We start from the raw sequence: 13698 nt of genomic DNA on the forward strand, positions 1-13698 counted from the left end.
GTCAGTGTTGCTCCCTTGTGGTCTGGAGCACGGGGGTTACTGTTTCGCCGGCTGCAACAAAACCACCTCCCAGAGTGATCAGCTGTACACGAGGTGGCAGTCCAGCCACCCAGGCCCCCTGCGTATTGCTGCTTAGCAGCTGCACCGGACTGAAAACCACCCGGTGGTGTTCATCCACATGCTTGATGCCTGGCTGACCTCGTTCATCCAGGCTCAGCAGTGCCAGCGAAATGAAGTGAGCAGTGGTGGCTGCCTGGCGAATGTGCAGGCTGGCACTGGCACCGGCCAGGCGTTGTTGTTCGGGATTGTCAAAGGTGGCCTCCAGCCGGAAGGTACGGGTCGCAGGATCGGCCAGGCTACCCAGATGGCTGACGCGCCCCTGAAACTGGCGACCATCCAGTAATTCCAGAGTAACCTGCTGTCCAGGAACCACACCTTTGACACGCTGCTGGGGAACGTGTGCCACGGCCTTGAGCGGGTTGATCTGAATCAGTGTGAAAAGAGGCTGGCCAGGCTGTATAAACTCCCCCAGTTCAACATGGCGTTGCTCCAGCAAACCATCAAAAGGTGCAATCGGGCGGGTGTGAGCCAGGTCCAGCTCGGTTACTGCAATATCTGTTTCAATCTGCTTCAAGCTGCTGATCAGGCGCATGCGGTCGGTTTCCGACAGCAGGTTGGCATCTCGCAGGCGTTCCGCAGCGCGCAGTTCTGCAGCACGGGTATCCCGCTCAGCCTGTAATTGTTGCAGGCGTACCGGGCGGGTGTCCTCGGCCAGCTGTAGCAGGGTAGTGCCTTGCTGGATCTGCTGGCCTTCCCGGGTTAACAGTGATTGCACCCGGCCACCGGTTTCCGCACGCACTTCGACTTGCTGAGAGGGTTGCAACTGACCTTGCAGGGTCAGTACTGGCTGAAAAGGTTCGGCTTCCAGCCAGCGTGTTTCCACTCGAAAGGGGGTGCTGGTATCCGGGCTGGCTGAAGGGGCGGGTGCCTGCACCTGGCTGGAGCGGGATTCACCACTCCATAACCAGAGGATCAACAGCAGTAACAGTACCGCAGCCAGGATGGCAGACAGGGTTTTTCGGGACAGGGTGGTTGACTTGAGCATAAGAGCAGGTCCGATCAATTAGACTGGAACGTCTGTTTGCGCTCAGTTTGCAGCAAGATGATGCGGTGCGGCAAGTTTAATCGACAGGACGAATACCACTCAAAACCTGTGCTGAAATCTGTCGGGCAGTATCAATAAAGTCACTGATAAAGGCCAACCCCTGCTGTTGCTCACGGTGCGCAGCATAAAGTGTACCCCAGGTGCCTTCCTGCCCCATGCGCCGGGCAATCACATACTGGCGTTCCAGATACTCGGTCAGTGCCCAGTTGGGCAGCGCACAGACCCCTCGATGACTGGCCACCAGCTGCATCATCAGTATGGTCAGCTCGGCCGTGCGGATGGCCGCCGGTTCCACCCCGGCCGGGTCCAGAAAATGACCGAACACATCCAGCAGATTGCGTTCCACCGGATAGGTGATCAGTGTTTCCCCGGCCAGATCGGCAGGCTCAATCCAGTCCTTTGCGGCAAAGGCATGGTCTTTCGGGATCGCCAGCAGGCTTTCATAACGGAACAACGGGGTGTAACAGATGCCTTCAATCGGACGGGGATCAGCGGTGATCACCAGATCCAGCTCCTGACGCTTTAATGCGCCCAGCGGGGCAAAATGATGGCCACCGGGTACATCCACCTCCACCTCCGGCCATTTCTGCCGAAAGGCATCCAGCGTCGGCATCAGCCACTGATAACAACTGTGGCACTCAATCGCCAGATGCAGCCGACCGGCCTGACCACTGCTCAGGCGCTGCAGATCCCGTTGTGCTGCTTCAACTCTGGGCAACAGATCATCCGCCAGCTTCAGCAGCCGCTGTCCGGCGGGGGTGAACTGCAGGGGTTTGCTCTTGCGGATGAACAACTCTGCATCCAGCAGATGCTCCAGCGCCTTCAACTGATGCGACAGCGCAGACTGAGTCAGATGCAGGCGGTCGGCAGCATCCACCAGACTGCCGGTACTGCGCAGCGCCACTAGGGTTTTCAGATGCCTTAATTCGATCATGTTTGCTTCCAGTTGAATTTCATTCAGCTTTAATGGGAAAAACTTGAGTTTGATTCAATTATCCCCTTCCTGAAGAATACTGCAAGTTGGAAAACACAGCTTGTCACTGACTGGTGGAGCGTGAGCTATCCATTGCTTACGGCCATCAACAAGACTCAACGACATGAGGTGTAAGGCTGAAAGCCTGAACCAGTGATGCCTTACTTCTCCACTATATCTAGCTCGCGGCAAGGTTTGCCTGCATAAAGCGGAGGCAGCTATTGCTTCCTGCTATCGCTGCATTGGCACATCCATGTGCGGCACAAGACAGCGAAGCGCACTGGTTGAGACCGGGAAGGTCGAGCCCAGTGATACGCAGGCTACCTTGCAGAAGCGAGCGTTGGCACTATCTTCAGGAAATGAGAAACATGAAACTGACCACCCATACCCTTGGCTACCCCCGCATTGGTGCCCAGCGTGAATTGAAAAAAGCCCTTGAAGCCTACTGGGCCGGTGAACTGACCCGTGAGGCACTGGAGCAGGCCGGCAAGGAACTGCGCGCCCGCCACTGGCAGGAACAAAAGGATGCCGGACTGGATTTTGTCACCGTTGGTGATTTTGCCTTTTATGACCAGATCCTGAATCTCAGCCTGGCGTTTGGTGTGATTCCACCACGTTTTCAGACTGCACCGGAGCAAGCCGATCTGGATACTTATTTCTGCATGGCACGTGGTCGAGCACCCACCGGTACACCGGCAGCAGCCTGCGAAATGACCAAGTGGTTTGATACCAACTACCACTACCTGGTCCCTGAATTTCAATCGCAACAGACCTTCTCCCTGCAACCTCAGCGGCTGTTGTCGGAAGTTCAGGAAGCCCTGGCACTGGGGCATCAGGTCAAGGTGGTATTAACCGGCCCCCTGACCTTTTTATGGCAAGGCAAGGCGCAGGGTGATTTTGATCGTCTGGCGTTGTTGCCGGAGCTGCTGCCAGTGTATGCCCAACTGCTGCAAAAACTGGCGAATCAGGGTGTCAGTTGGGTGCAACTGGATGAACCGATTCTGGCGCTGGATCTGCCACAGAGCTGGAAACAGGCTTTTGAAACGGCCTACAACCAGCTGCAGTCTGCACCGGTGAAAAAGCTGCTGGCAGTGTATTTTGGTGGTCTGGAGGACAACCTGGGGCTGGCGGTGCAACTGCCGGTGGATGGTCTGCACCTGGATCTGGTGCGGGCACCGCAGGAACTGCAACAAGTGCTGGACCGTCTGCCTGCCTACAAAATCCTGTCTGCCGGAGTGATTGATGGTCGCAACATCTGGCGTTCGGATCTGGAATCCCTGAATCAGCAACTCAGTGAAGCGCTGGAACGTCTGGGTGAGCGCCTGTGGCTGGCGCCTTCCTGTTCCCTGTTGCATGTGCCCCACGATCTGGTGCAGGAAGATCAGTTGGATAACGAGCTGAAATCCTGGATGGCTTTTGCCCGCCAGAAACTGGATGAAGTGACTCTGCTGGTGGCCAGCCTCAGTGGCGGTGTTACTGCCGAGCAACGTCAGGCGCTGGAAGCCAACCGTCAGGCACGCATCAGCCGCAATGGCTCACATCGCATTCATCAGCCGACCGTGCAGCAGCGCCTGGCGGCTGTGGATCCGGCCATGCTGGAGCGGGATGCACCCTATGCCGAGCGCATCAAGGCGCAGCAGGACTGGTTGAAGCTGCCGCTGTTCCCGACCACCAGCATCGGTTCTTTTCCGCAGACACCGGAAATTCGCAAGGCGCGGCGGGATTACAAGGCCGGAACGCTGGATGAAGCCGCTTATCGTGCAGCCATGCAGCAGGAGATTGCCTACTGCATTCGCCAGCAGGAGCAACTGGGCATTGATGTGCTGGTGCATGGTGAAGCCGAGCGTAACGACATGGTGGAATATTTCGGTGAACAGCTGCAGGGTTACGCCTTCACCCGCTTTGGCTGGGTGCAGAGTTATGGTTCTCGTTGTGTGAAACCACCGGTGATCTACGGTGATGTCTCCCGTCCCCAGGCCATGACGGTGGAATGGAGCGTCTTTGCCCAGTCCCTCACGGATCGCCCGATGAAAGGCATGCTGACCGGGCCGCTGACCTGCCTGCAGTGGGCTTTTGTGCGGGATGATCAGCCGCGTGAAACCACCTGCAAACAGATTGCACTGGCGCTGCGCGACGAAGTGCGGGATCTGGAAGCCGCTGGCATCCGGGTGATCCAGATTGATGAGCCAGCGTTCCGTGAAGGACTGCCACTACGCAAGGCTGACTGGGCGGCCTACCTGCGCTGGGCAGTGGACAGCTTCCGGTTGACCGCTGCGGTGGCGGCAGACTCCACACAGATTCACACCCACATGTGTTATTCAGAGTTCAACGACATCATCCAGGCCATTGCTGATCTGGATGCCGATGTCATCACCATCGAAACCTCACGCTCCAATATGGAGCTGCTGGATGCTTTCGAAGACTTTGACTACCCCAACGAAATCGGGCCGGGTGTTTATGATATCCACAGCCCCAACATCCCCGAAGTGGACTGGATGGTAGCGCTGATGAAAAAGGCCGCGGAAAAAATCCCGCCACAGCGGCTGTGGGTCAACCCTGACTGCGGTTTAAAAACCCGCCGCTGGGAAGAAGTCACCCCGGCACTGGCTGCCATGGTGGAAGCAACCCGGCAGTTGCGGCAATTGAACTGACCACAAGTAATAAAAAAACGGCTAGCCGGGTAACCTGCTAGCCGTTTTTTTAGATGTACCGGCTCAAGCTCCTGATTGAATAGGTGTGTTGACTTAGTTAATATATTAACTAAAATACCAGCTTCAGACAGACTAAAAACAGTTTCTTTTTTGTAGTCAGGCATTGGGTGGACAGGTGCTCTGCTGCAAGTGAGTTGAGAAACAAATTAGAAATGGCGTCCAACGTCCGTATAGGTGATTCCAGCATGTTAACGCAAGAGCAGATCCAGCAGGCGGCAGACCGTCTGTATCAGGCTGAAGTCAGCCGCCAGCAGATTTCCGCCCTGACCCTCGACTACCCCACCATGGATATGGGTGATGCCTATGCCGTACAGAAGGCATGGGTTGATCGCAAGATCAATGACGGTCGCAAGGTGATCGGTTACAAGATTGGCTTGACCTCTCGTGCCATGCAAATGTCATCCAATATTGATGAGCCGGATTATGGCGTTTTGCTGGATGACATGTTGTTTGAAGATGGTGCCACCATTCCTGCTTCTGATTTTCTTGATCCACGTATCGAAGTGGAGCTGGCTTTTATCCTTAAAAAGCCGCTGTTTGGTGAGAGCGTCACCATTTTTGATGTGATTGATGCCACCGATTATGTGATTCCTTCGTTGGAGCTGATTGCTGCACGTTGTCTGCGGACCGACCCCGTCACTGGTTATACCCGTAAGGTATTTGACACCATTGCTGACAATGCAGCCAATGCAGGCATTGTACTGGGTGGCCGCCCCATCCGTCCGATGGATATTGATCTGCGCTGGGCTGGCTGCATGTTGTACCTGAACGGCCAGATTGAAGAAACCGGTCTGGCGGGGGGGGTATTGGGTAACCCACTGAAGGGTATTTCCTGGGTGTGCAAGCGTTTTGCTCCCCATGGCATTGGTCTTGAACCTGGCCAGATCATTCTTTCCGGTTCTTTCACCCGCCCGGTACCGGTCAAGGCTGGTGATACCGTGCATGCCGACTTCGGTACGCTGGGTGGTGTAACCCTGCATTTTTCCTGAGCCAACGGATCACGGAGTCCCATCATGGAACTGCCAAAAAACCGTTTTAAACAAAAGCTGGCCAGTGGTCATCCTCAGTACGGCCTGTGGCTTGGCCTGCCAGACAACACGGCTGCTGAAATTGCTGCCGGAGCCGGTTTTGACTGGTTGTTGATTGACGGTGAACACGCCCCGTTTGATCTGCGCAGCATCATGGCTCATCTGCAAGCCATGGCACCCTATGATGTGGCACCGATTGTGCGCTGTGTGGAGGGTAATACCGCTCTGATCAAGCAGCTGCTGGATATTGGTGTACAAACCCTGCTGGTGCCGATGGTGGAAAGCGCTGAGCAGGCGGAGCAGCTGGTTCGCGCCGTGCGTTACCCACCTGCGGGTATTCGTGGGCTGGGTACTTCACTGGCGCGTGCCGCACGCTGGAACCAGATCCCCGGTTACCTGCACAAGGCCAATGATGAAATCTGCCTGATCGTTCAGGTGGAAACCGCCAGTGCCATGAACAATCTGGATGCCATCCTTGCCGTCGAAGGTGTGGATGGGGTCTTTATCGGCCCCTCGGATCTGTCGGCATCCATGGGTTATATCGGTGATGCCGGTCATCCAGTGGTGGTGGAAACCATCAATAACGGCCTCAACCGTATCCGTGCCGCCGGTAAGTATGCCGGTCTGCTGTGTCTGGACCCATCACTGGCGAACACCTACATCAATGAAGGTGCCAATTTTGTTGGTGTTGGGGTGGATACCCTGATTCTGGCACAGGAAACCCGCAAATTGGCGCAGCGCTTCAAACAAGGTGCGCCGGTTGAAGAAGTGAAACCTCAGGCAGGCTACTGAACCTGTTAAAAACAAGAGAAGGTTAACCATGACTGCAAACTCACTGGTTCACAGCAAGCTGGTTTGTGTGGCGCTGAATGACAAGGCGCAGCTGGCTGCACTGGATGCAACCTTTCATCAAGACCCTTACAAAAAACCGCCGACCCAGCCGGTACTTTATTACAAACCCCGCAACACCTGGAGTCAGGAGGGTGCTGAGGTTGAATGGGCCAGGGATTTTGACGGCAACCCCGTCGCTGCAATGGTGGTGGGTGCCAGTCTGGGGGTGGTGATTGGCAAAACCACCTGCCGCGTCAGTCCACAAGAGGCCCTGAGCCATGTCGGCGGTTACACAGTGGTTGCTGACTACTCACTGCCTGAACAGAACTACTACCGCCCGGATATCAAAGGCAAGTGCCTGGATACCTCCGCACCCGTCGGTCCAAAAATCATACCAGCGGCAGAAATTGCCAACCCAGATGCCCTGAGTATCAGCATCACTGTGAATGGCAGTGTTAAGAGTGTTTTTAAGCTGAGCCAGATGCAGCGCAGTGTTGCTGAACTGATCAGTATCATTTCTTCCATCATGACCTTGCAGCCTGGTGAAGTGATTGCTGTGGGTTTTGCCGGTAATCGTGTACCTGTTGCCAAGGGCGATAAGGTTGCCGCCAGCATTGAGGGTATCGGCACCCTGACCAACACCCTGGGAGGAGCTTGATCCATGAGACACGCACGCATCATTTTTGAAGGTCGTGAACTGGATGTTGATATTGATGCCCAGGATCGGATCACCACCCAAAACGGCGAACAGCTGGATGTTGCGCTGGATTCAGATCTGATCACCTGGCTGCCACCGGTTAAAGAGCCGGGTACTATTTTTGCGCTGGGCATCAACTATGCCGACCATGCCACCGAACTGGCCTTTGAACCACCCAAAGAACCACTGGTGTTCATCAAACACGCCAACACACTGACCGGCCACAAACAGGTGAGTTACCGCCCTGACGGTATCGAGTACCAGCACTATGAGTGTGAGCTGGTAGCAGTGATTGGTAAAACTGGCAAGAACATCAAGCGTGAGAATGCCCTGGATTATGTGGCCGGTTACACCGTGTGCAATGACTTTGCCATCCGTGATTATCTGGAAAACTACTACCGCCCCAATCTGCGCGTCAAAAGCCGCGACTCCCTGCTGCCCATGGGGCCCTGGATCGTAGATACCGCCGACATCCCTGATGCCAACGCACTGAAATTGACCACCACCGTCAACGGCAAGCTGACACAGGACGGCAACACCAAAGACATGATCTTTGACGTGCCCTACGTGATCGAATACCTGAGCAAGATCATGACCCTGAACCCCGGTGACATGATCTGTACCGGCACGCCGCACGGCATTGTTGACTGCCAGCCGGGCGACACCATTGTTTGCAGTATCGAAAATGTCTGTTCACTGGAGACCCGTATGGTCAGTGAGCAGGAATACTACGGCGACAAATACTAATAAGAAGGTCAGGAGATAAAAGATGAGTGATACCTACGCCAGTAATCTTGAACGCGCCAACCAATACCTGGAGCGCTTTAAAAACACCACCACTGGCCACTACATCAACGGTGCTTTCACCCTGGGCAGTGGTGGGCGTGAATACGAAAATCTGACTCCTACCAACAACACCAGCCTTGGCAAGGTAATGGCTGGTTCGGTAGCAGACATGGATGCTGCCTGCGAGGCTGCTGAAGCGGCTTTTGAAAGCTGGGCCAACACCCCGGGTGCTGAGCGCAAAAAGCTGCTGCACAAGTTTGCAGATCGTCTGGTTGAGCGTGCCGATGAAATTGCGCTGGTTGAGTCCATGGACTGTGGTCAACCGATCCGTTTCATGAAGCAGGCTGCGGTGCGTGGCGCTGCCAACTTCCGTTTTTTTGCCGACAAGGCACCGGAAGCACAAAATGGTTTGGCACTGCATCAGGATGAACACGTTAACTACACCCTTCGCAAAGCGATTGGTCCGGTGGGTATCATCACCCCGTGGAACACACCCTTCATGTTGTCCACCTGGAAAATTGCTCCGGCGCTGGCGGCAGGTTGCACCGTGGTTCACAAACCGGCCGAACTGACGCCGCTCAGTGCCTACATCCTTGCAGAAATTGCTGATGAAGTGCTGCCCAAGGGTGTGTGGAACATGGTGAATGGTTTTGGTGAAGATGTCGGCAAACGCCTGACTGAACACCCTGCCATCAAGGCAGTGGCACTGGTTGGTGAATCGGCGACAGGTTCGCACATCATGCGTCAGGGCGCTGCAACCCTGAAACGCATGCACTTTGAACTGGGTGGCAAAAACCCGGTGATTGTGTTTGATGATGCTGACTTTGAACGCGCACTGGATGCGGTGGTGTTCATGATTTACAGCTTGAACGGCCAGCGTTGCACCTCTTCCAGTCGTCTGCTGATTCAGAGCGGCATTCGTGACCGTTTTATCACTGCGCTGGAGCAGCGGGTACGCAACCTGCGGGTGGGCCATTCGCTGGACCCGGATACCGAAGTGGGGCCGCTGGTGCACACCGAGCACTACAACAAGGTACTGGGCTACTTTGACATTGCTCGCCAGGATGGTGCCACCATCGCTGTGGGTGGTCAGCGCATCACCACCGCGAACAGTACGCTGGATCCAGCTGGTAATTACCTGGAACCGACCCTGTTTACCCATGCCAGCAACAGCATGCGCATTGCCCAGGAAGAAATCTTCGGCCCGGTGTTGACGGCCATCAGCTTTGACACTGAAGAAGAAGCCGTTCGCCTGGCCAACGATACCGAGTATGGCTTGTCCGGTTATATCTGGACTGAAAATACCGGTCGCGCCTTGCGCATGGCCAAGCAGGTGGAAGCAGGCATGTTGTGGGTGAACTCAGAAAACAACCGCAACCTGCCATCCCCCTTTGGTGGCATCAAGATGTCAGGCATTGGTCGTGACGGCGGTGACTGGAGTTTTGATTTCTACATGGAAACCAAAAACGTCTGTATTGCCCAGGGCACCCACCGCGTACCAACACTCGGCAAGCGTTGATCTGATGAAAAACCTGCTGTTGCTGCCTGGTTGCTGGCAGCAGCAGGCCATCCATTTTCTGCTATAGTCTTGGCATGAGTGACGCGAGCCACAGTGAATGGATACCCAATATTATCCTGGGACAGGATTATGATCGGCGCTATCTGGATGCACCGATCCATTATGATGTGCTGGAAAACCTGGCGGTGTTTTTCGGGAGAGACATGCCGGTTCATCGCCATGCCCAGTACCTGCAGATTCACTACATTGATCGTGGTGAACTGCGCTTTCACATCGATGACAAGATCTATCAGGCGCAAGGTCCTGCCCTGGTGCTGACACCCCCTTCCGTTCCCCACTCCTTCCTGACTTGTGTTGATGCCTGTGGTCATGTATTGACCCTGCACCAGTCACTGATCTGGCAATTGCTTAAAGAAGGTTTGAAACAGGAGCTGGAACAGCAACTGAATCGGGCTTTGTGTATCACCGCTGATGGTCTGGGTGAAAAAGAAAGCGTGTATTGGAAAACAGTGGTACAAACACTGGAGGCCATACGAAATGAATGGAGTCATGTTTATCCAGCCAAGGATCTGGCATTACAGACGTTGGTGCGTCTGCTGCTGATTCAGATCAGTCGTCTTTCTGCTCGTGAAGCGGTGAGTACTTCCGTTAACAATGATGATCTGAGAGCCTTTCGCCAATTCAGCAGCCTGATCCAGGAGCATTATCGCGATCATTGGCAGTTGCGGGATTACACCAGTAGCCTGGGGTTGTCAGAAAGCCGCTTGCATCAGATATGTCAGCGCATTGCCAACCGTTCACCGAAAAAAATCATTCATGACCATCTGGTGCAGGAAGCCAAGCGCTTGCTGACTTTCAGTAATCTGGCAAGCAGTGATATTTGTTACCAGCTGGGGTTCAGTGACCCGGCCTATTTTTCACGTTTTTTCAAGCGTCACACCGGCTTGACGGCTCAGCAGTTTCGTCAGCAACAACATTAATTCGAGGTCGGTATTTCTTCTCGCCAGCCTCATTGAAAACCTTTATCAATTCCTGCTTAATCGTTAAAATTAACATCTGAAGTTTAATTCGAGAAGCCGCTGACTAACCATGCTGGTGCCGGTCTGTTTGAATGCAGCATCACCCCGCGTAATGGTTAATCAGCGCTTTTCTGGTCAGTATCAACCGGCAATGCACTCCGCCATAACCTTTATGTGGACCCCATGCGTAAATACGAGGAATCCCTGCCGCTTAAGTTGCTGAAAGCTCGCGAAGCGACAATGAGTTTCTTCCGTCCAGTACTGCAGGACATCGCTCTGACGGAACAGCAATGGCGCATCATTCGTGCACTGGCTCAGCATCAGGAGCTGGAATCCAAACAGCTTGCTGATCTCTGCTGCATTCTTAGCCCCAGCCTGACGGGTATCATTAACCGGTTGGAGCAGCAGGGTTATATCCAGCGCCGACGTTCACCGGAAGATCAGCGCCGCGTATTGATTACCCTGACTGAAAAAGCCAGTGACATGTTTGAGCGGGTGACCCCTTTGCTGGAAGACCGTTATCGGGAAATCACCGAGCAGTTTTCACAGGAAAGTCTGGATCAGTTAAGTCAGTTGCTGAACAAACTATCCCAGATCAAACCCGGCAAGTCCGAGTGTCAGTCATGACGGTGCTTTTGCAGCAGTGGTCCAGTCTAAGTCTGTCTGCTGCCCGGCAACTGGCTGACCATCTGTTGTTGCAGGCTGAACAGCAGGGTGTGCAGGTGGCATTGGCCGTGGTAGATCGTGCTGGCGTGCCATTAGTGCGTATAAAAATGGATCTGGCACCGGCGCCCAGCCAGGATATTGCGCTACGCAAAGCCACTACAGCCCTGGCTTTTGGTATGGCCACTGATGGTTGGGATGCCCGCCTGCAACAGGCATCTCAAGGTGTGCGTCAGGGCCTGCCGTTGCAAGATGGCCTGGCCCTGTTTGGGGGTGGTGTACCGCTGGTGGTGGATCAGCAACCTGTCGGTGCAGTGGGTGTTTCCGGTGCCAGTGAAGTACAGGACACTGCCCTGGCCCGGCAAGCAGCCACTTTTCTGAAGCAGTTGCTGGGCTGATTGACTGGCAGGGTGTCAGCGTGTCCGGTGCAGTGTCAGTCGGCCAGAGGCACCACCAGCACTGGGCGCTTGGAGTGACTGAGTGTCTTGGCCGCAGTAGAGCCTAGCAGTATCTGTCCCAGGGTTGAGTGTTTGCGGGTACCCATAACAATCACATCCGCATCCATCTGATCGGCAACCTTCAGGATCACCTTCCAGGGAGTGCCCTCTTCCACTCTTACTTCAACCTGATCCGGGTTCATTTTTTCGTGCTCGCTCAACTCCTGTTCACAGAAGCGCTCCAGTCGCCCCTTGACCTTGGCTCGCAGCTTATCCACTCCCTCTTGCAGAAAACCTTCAATATCCTGTTTTTCCATCATGTTGCTGAGCACACTGCGAGCAGTAGCCGACACTGACTCAATCACATGCAGGTAGGTGATGCGTGAGTCATAGTGATTGCACAGGCTCACTGCTGCACGAAATGCAGGACGGGCGCCCTGCTCCAGATCGGACACATAAAGTATTTTGCGAAAATCGGACAGCATCGAAACCTCCTGGCTCCTGGCCTGAATGGTGCAACAACAAGGTGCTTAACGGTACAGCAGCTCCGGCAGGAACAGTGCCAGCACGGGTACAAAAATGATCAGCAACAGGCGCAGGATGTCAGCCACCCAGAAGGGGCCTACCCCTTTAAAAATGGTGCTGGTTTTTACATCACGCAAAACCGCACTGAGCACAAACACGTTCATGCCAACCGGTGGGGTAATCAGACTGATTTCAATGGCAATCACCACCACGATGCCAAACCAGACCAGATCAAAGCCCAGCGCAGCCACCAGCGGGTAAAAAATCGGAATGGTCAGCAGCATCATCGACAGGCTTTCAAACACCATGCCCAGCAGCAGGTAAATGCCCACTATTGCCAGAATCACCACGATGGGGGCCACATCCAGCCCGTTGACAAATGCCAGCAGGATTTCCGGAAGGCCGGCACGGTTGACGAAGTCACTGAAAATCAGCGCGCCGATCACCACGGCCAGCAACATGACAGAAGTGCGGGCGGTATCGGTCAGGGTGTCAAACAGGTTGCTCCAGGTCAGTGAGCGGCGCATCAGCGCAATCAAAAAGGCACCACCAGCCCCGACGCCGGCTGCTTCGGTGGGCGTAAAAACACCCAGGTAAATGCCGCCCATCACCAGAACAAACAGTCCCAGTACACCCAATACACCGCGCAGGGCAATAAAGCGCTCCTTCCAGGGAACGGGTTCTGCTGCCGGGCCTGCGGCTGGATTGCGCCAGACGACATAACGCACAGCACCCAGATAAAAAAGCACCGCAATCATGCCGGGGATAAAACCGGCAGCAAAGAGTTCTCGAATACTGGTTTCAGTCAGCAGACCAAAAATCACCAGAATCACACTGGGTGGAATCAGAATGCCCAGAGAACCACCGGCAGCGATGGTGGCGGTGGCTAAAGAATCACTGTAGCCATATTTGCGCATGGAAGGCATAGCCACTTTGGACATGGTGGCAGAGGTGGCCAGGCTGGAACCGCTGATTGCAGAGAAGCCACCACAGGCCACAACGGTCGCCATGGCCAGGCCACCTTTGCGATGCCCAAGAAAAGCGTGGGAGGCATGATAGAGCTCTTGTGATAAACCTGAGCGCATCACAAAGTTGCCCATCAGTATAAATAGAGGGATCACCGACAGGCTGTAATTCTGCACCGTATCCACCACACGATTGGCAGCCATGGACAAGGGGGCCGTCCAGCGGAATGTATCCCAGTTGTCCCAGGAAAGCCCCAGCATGGCTGCGAAACCAAAAAAGCCCACCAATCCCATGGCGAAAGCGATCGGCATTCGCACCACGATGATCAGGAAAAGAAGTACAGCAAAGCCGATCAGCAACACGGTCATAAAAAGCTAC

At 54.7% G+C, this 13698-nt stretch carries 13 protein-coding genes; 9 read left to right on the forward strand and 4 right to left on the reverse strand.

Translation table 11 applies throughout. The annotated features are described in order from the left end of the window. Window position 1: 1 nt before the first annotated feature. Together BT114_RS03540 and BT114_RS03545 are read right to left on the reverse strand one after the other, a co-directional pair. Window positions 2-1105, reverse strand: a complete 1104-nt coding sequence (locus tag BT114_RS03540) for an efflux RND transporter periplasmic adaptor subunit (protein ID WP_072324969.1) — start codon at window positions 1103-1105, stop codon at window positions 2-4. A gap of 76 nt (window positions 1106-1181) precedes the next feature. Then, the gene (locus tag BT114_RS03545; RefSeq protein ID WP_072324970.1) at window positions 1182-2099 is read right to left on the reverse strand and encodes a LysR family transcriptional regulator; all 918 of its coding nucleotides are present in this window, start codon (window positions 2097-2099) and stop codon (window positions 1182-1184) included. Between the two features lie 407 nt (window positions 2100-2506). On the opposite strand from BT114_RS03545, the gene metE reads away from it, so the two are divergent. From metE to BT114_RS03590, 9 genes are all read left to right on the forward strand, one after another. Beyond that, the gene (gene metE, locus BT114_RS03550) at window positions 2507-4789 is read left to right on the forward strand and encodes a 5-methyltetrahydropteroyltriglutamate--homocysteine S-methyltransferase (RefSeq protein WP_072324971.1); all 2283 of its coding nucleotides are present in this window, start codon (window positions 2507-2509) and stop codon (window positions 4787-4789) included. 245 nt (window positions 4790-5034) lie between these two features. After that, window positions 5035-5838, forward strand: a complete 804-nt coding sequence (gene hpaH / locus BT114_RS03555) for a 2-oxo-hept-4-ene-1,7-dioate hydratase (RefSeq protein ID WP_072324972.1) — start codon at window positions 5035-5037, stop codon at window positions 5836-5838. A 24-nt stretch (window positions 5839-5862) separates the two neighbouring features. After that, window positions 5863-6669 carry a 4-hydroxy-2-oxoheptanedioate aldolase gene (hpaI, locus tag BT114_RS03560; RefSeq protein ID WP_072324973.1) on the forward strand — a complete coding sequence of 269 codons (807 nt, stop codon included), beginning with the start codon at window positions 5863-5865 and terminating at the stop codon, window positions 6667-6669. A gap of 28 nt (window positions 6670-6697) precedes the next feature. Beyond that, window positions 6698-7366: a fumarylacetoacetate hydrolase family protein gene (locus tag BT114_RS03565; RefSeq protein WP_072324974.1), complete on the forward strand. Its 669-nt coding sequence runs from the start codon at window positions 6698-6700 to the stop codon at window positions 7364-7366. Window positions 7367-7369: 3 nt separating this feature from the next. After that, window positions 7370-8152 (forward strand): fumarylacetoacetate hydrolase family protein, encoded by a 783-nt coding sequence (locus BT114_RS03570; protein WP_072324975.1) that lies wholly within the window; start codon window positions 7370-7372, stop codon window positions 8150-8152. 22 nt (window positions 8153-8174) lie between these two features. Further along, entirely contained in the window at window positions 8175-9710 is a 1536-nt protein-coding gene (gene hpaE / locus BT114_RS03575) for a 5-carboxymethyl-2-hydroxymuconate semialdehyde dehydrogenase (RefSeq protein ID WP_072324976.1), read from the forward strand. Window positions 9711-9784: 74 nt separating this feature from the next. Continuing rightward, entirely contained in the window at window positions 9785-10690 is a 906-nt protein-coding gene (hpaA, locus tag BT114_RS03580) for a 4-hydroxyphenylacetate catabolism regulatory protein HpaA (RefSeq protein ID WP_072324977.1), read from the forward strand. Between the two features lie 222 nt (window positions 10691-10912). Continuing rightward, window positions 10913-11356 carry a homoprotocatechuate degradation operon regulator HpaR gene (hpaR, locus tag BT114_RS03585; protein WP_072324978.1) on the forward strand — a complete coding sequence of 148 codons (444 nt, stop codon included), beginning with the start codon at window positions 10913-10915 and terminating at the stop codon, window positions 11354-11356. Beyond that, window positions 11353-11790 (forward strand): GlcG/HbpS family heme-binding protein, encoded by a 438-nt coding sequence (locus tag BT114_RS03590; RefSeq protein ID WP_072324979.1) that lies wholly within the window; start codon window positions 11353-11355, stop codon window positions 11788-11790. Before hpaR ends, BT114_RS03590 begins: the two co-directional genes overlap by 4 nt. A gap of 35 nt (window positions 11791-11825) precedes the next feature. Here the strand turns inward: BT114_RS03590 and BT114_RS03595 are convergent, their stop codons facing one another. After that, on the reverse strand, window positions 11826-12314 hold the full coding sequence (locus BT114_RS03595) for a universal stress protein (RefSeq protein WP_072324980.1): 489 nt from the start codon (window positions 12312-12314) through the stop codon (window positions 11826-11828). Window positions 12315-12359: 45 nt separating this feature from the next. After that, window positions 12360-13688 (reverse strand): TRAP transporter large permease, encoded by a 1329-nt coding sequence (locus BT114_RS03600; protein ID WP_072324981.1) that lies wholly within the window; start codon window positions 13686-13688, stop codon window positions 12360-12362. Window positions 13689-13698: the final 10 nt, after the last annotated feature.

Source organism: Marinospirillum alkaliphilum DSM 21637 (assembly GCF_900119735.1).
GTDB lineage: Bacteria > Pseudomonadota > Gammaproteobacteria > Pseudomonadales > Halomonadaceae > Marinospirillum > Marinospirillum alkaliphilum.

Excerpts from the sequence above, each read along its gene's own strand:
- BT114_RS03570 (WP_072324975.1), top strand. The coding sequence starts at position 7,370 with ATGAGACACGCACGCATCATTTTTGAAGGTCGTGAACTGGATGTTGAT.
- hpaE (WP_072324976.1), top strand. The coding sequence starts at position 8,175 with ATGAGTGATACCTACGCCAGTAATCTTGAACGCGCCAACCAATACCTG.
- BT114_RS03600 (WP_072324981.1), bottom strand. The coding sequence starts at position 13,688 with ATGACCGTGTTGCTGATCGGCTTTGCTGTACTTCTTTTCCTGATCATC.
- hpaI (WP_072324973.1), top strand. The coding sequence starts at position 5,863 with ATGGAACTGCCAAAAAACCGTTTTAAACAAAAGCTGGCCAGTGGTCAT.
- BT114_RS03595 (WP_072324980.1), bottom strand. The coding sequence starts at position 12,314 with ATGCTGTCCGATTTTCGCAAAATACTTTATGTGTCCGATCTGGAGCAG.
- BT114_RS03540 (WP_072324969.1), bottom strand. The coding sequence starts at position 1,105 with ATGCTCAAGTCAACCACCCTGTCCCGAAAAACCCTGTCTGCCATCCTG.
- BT114_RS03590 (WP_072324979.1), top strand. The coding sequence starts at position 11,353 with ATGACGGTGCTTTTGCAGCAGTGGTCCAGTCTAAGTCTGTCTGCTGCC.
- hpaH (WP_072324972.1), top strand. The coding sequence starts at position 5,035 with ATGTTAACGCAAGAGCAGATCCAGCAGGCGGCAGACCGTCTGTATCAG.
- metE (WP_072324971.1), top strand. The coding sequence starts at position 2,507 with ATGAAACTGACCACCCATACCCTTGGCTACCCCCGCATTGGTGCCCAG.
- BT114_RS03545 (WP_072324970.1), bottom strand. The coding sequence starts at position 2,099 with ATGATCGAATTAAGGCATCTGAAAACCCTAGTGGCGCTGCGCAGTACC.
- BT114_RS03565 (WP_072324974.1), top strand. The coding sequence starts at position 6,698 with ATGACTGCAAACTCACTGGTTCACAGCAAGCTGGTTTGTGTGGCGCTG.
- hpaR (WP_072324978.1), top strand. The coding sequence starts at position 10,913 with ATGCGTAAATACGAGGAATCCCTGCCGCTTAAGTTGCTGAAAGCTCGC.
- hpaA (WP_072324977.1), top strand. The coding sequence starts at position 9,785 with ATGAGTGACGCGAGCCACAGTGAATGGATACCCAATATTATCCTGGGA.